This window comes from Wolbachia endosymbiont of Atemnus politus (genome assembly GCF_013309895.1).
The window spans coordinates 1-2383 of sequence record NZ_JAAXCS010000159.1 but is presented as its reverse complement, the minus strand read 5'-3'; the positions used below and the strand labels follow the sequence as shown (position 1 = coordinate 2383).

Below are 2383 nucleotides of genomic sequence, written 5' to 3'. Positions count from 1 at the left end.
CCCTAATATCAGGGATATCAAGGGGAAAACACCTTTAGATTATGCTGCTACTATTGGTGATTTACAAAGTGCAAATATTCTTCTAGAGTATGAAGCTGCTTCTAATATAAAGGATAAGAAAGTGTTATCGAGGGTTAAGAGGTTGCTGGCTACAAATGGTAAAGAACATTTGTTCCAATCCAAAACTCTCTGGGATAATTTAATACCAGGCCAGCAGAAGAAGTTGAAAACTTTCTTACACTGGGTAGATAAAGCTCAAAACATGAGTCAACTAGAACAAGTTGTAGTTAAGGCTATAGAGTTTGGAGTAAGGTTTAATTTTTCTAGTCAAGGTGGGAAGGTGCATGGGAATAAGCGTAGTTTTACCGATTATGTGATGAAAAGAATAAAAGAAATTAGTGAGTTAGAAAAAAATCCCAAAGTTGCTAGTGATATAGTATGTAATTTAGTGTCAAGAGGAGCGGTGTCGTATGATATAGATAGTATACTTGTGATCGATAGGCTGGAAGTAGAATTTAAAGATCATAAAACTAGTATGAAAAGAGCCTATGAAAACTATGTTAATTCTACTTTAGAGTTTATGGAGATTGTTAAAAATGCAGCTACTGGTAAGGTAAAAGATGCAAAAGTGGATAATTCAACTCTCTATTTAGAATATTCAGAGGACATGGAGCAAGGGATCTAGGACTAACTCAGGGAGAAATAGGATATGGAAGAAATGTAGTAAAGATCGGGTGAAGTAGAAATTATAACGGTAAATGGCATAAGGCATTATACAGACTTTGCAGATGATAGCGATATAGTATTAACTTTTCACACAAGTGTGGAAGAATTAGAAGTTAGATTGTATCCTGATAAACAAAATAGAGACATAGTAAGGGTAGAAGTGAGTGATCAAGAGAAGTGGAAAAGGTTAAAAAGTTATAACGAAGAAATAGGAAAGAATTGTCGATTTGGAGGATTATTAGTTAAAGAAGCCGTAGAACAAGGGTTTTTTACCAGATCTGGAAAATTGATATGTTCTGAAGAAATGAGCTCATCTAAAAAAGTTTCAGAAGGAGTTGAAGCAGCAGTGGAAGGTTTAAAGCCTGGTGATATAGCAGGTCCTCCATCGAGTAATGTATCTTCCCCTAAAGAAAGTATACAGCTAATTCAGCTGCAAAGGGGATGAAAGTTGCTTAGTAGTATAGCTAAGAGAAACAGAAGAATTGAAAACATAGTTAATTAAATTTAGTAGCATTTTTAGAAAAAGAAGTTATAATATTAATTATAGAGTGAGAAAGATAACTATGAGTGATCAACAGTTAATTGACGCTGCAAAGCAATTGAAAAGGACATACAAAGTATGAAATGCTATTCTAAGGTCGTCTATGAAGGGCGTTTTTTTCTTTACAAAGTTTAAAAAACTAAGATTTTGATAAAAAACTTGAATATTCCTTCAGAATTGTGTATAATTATTAATGGTTTTTAAGTGAATCTCTCATGGCTTTTTCTAAATTCCTAGATCCAAAAAACGACCTTAGCTTTAAAAAAATATTTGGTTCTGAAAAGAATAAAAATATCCTCATTCACTTCCTCAACGATATCTTGGACTTTTTTACTTCTGATCAAATAATAGAAATTGAATTCCTCAGTACTATCATGGATCCTGAAATTGCCTCTGACAAGCAAAGCATTGTTGATGTTCTTTGCAAGGACTCTATTGGTAATAGATTTGTCATTGAAATGCAGCTCGCCCGTGATAAAGGCTTTGAAAAACGTGCTCAACTTTATGCTGCTAAGGCTTACTCTCGGCAATTAGATAAATCTGGTAATTACATTGATCTTCAGAAAGTCTTCTTTATTGCTATTTCCAATTGTAACCTTCTGCCTGAAGAAGTTGACTATATTTCTACTCATAATATACGGGATATCAAAACCAATGGTCATTACTTGAAAGATTTACAATTTGTCTTTATTGAGTTGCCTAAATTTACAAAAAATAAGGTAGAGCAGTTGGAGAATACTACAGAGAGAGGGTGTTTCTTTTTTAAATACGCAGAAGAAACAACTGAAGAAGATTTGAAAAAGATAGCAGCAGAAGCTCCAATAATAAAGTTAGCATATGATGAATTAGACAGATTTCGCTGGAATGAAAAAGATTTGATCGCATATGAGGAAAGAATACTGAGTGTACAGAAAGAGAAGGCTATTTTGGAACAACGTCTTGATGATGCTAAACTAGAAGGTAGACTAGAAGGCATCCAAATCGGCGAAGAAAAAGGTGAAATGAAAGCTAAAATTGCTGTGGCTAAAAACCTACTTAAAGCTGGCGTATCTGTAGACTTGATAGCTGAATCCACTGACCTCTCCCTCGATGAAATCAGAAAGTTAAGGAATTAAA

At 33.9% G+C, this 2383-nt stretch carries 2 protein-coding genes and 1 pseudogene; all 3 read left to right on the top strand.

What is annotated here, in order from left to right; all coding sequences use genetic code 11:
• Positions 1–685, top strand: a pseudogene (locus HET73_RS07075) (ankyrin repeat domain-containing protein); the annotation flags it as partial.
• Positions 686–823: 138 nt separating this feature from the next.
• Entirely contained in the window at positions 824–1171 is a 348-nt protein-coding gene (locus HET73_RS07070) for a hypothetical protein (RefSeq protein ID WP_174134271.1), read from the top strand.
• Between the two features lie 311 nt (positions 1172–1482).
• Positions 1483–2382: an Rpn family recombination-promoting nuclease/putative transposase gene (locus tag HET73_RS07065; protein ID WP_174134270.1), complete on the top strand. Its 900-nt coding sequence runs from the start codon at positions 1483–1485 to the stop codon at positions 2380–2382.
• Position 2383 lies beyond the last annotated feature (1 nt).

What these genes read in the sequence shown, in the direction of transcription:
- HET73_RS07065 (WP_174134270.1), top strand. Translation starts at nt 1,483, where the DNA reads ATGGCTTTTTCTAAATTCCTAGATCCAAAAAACGACCTTAGCTTTAAA.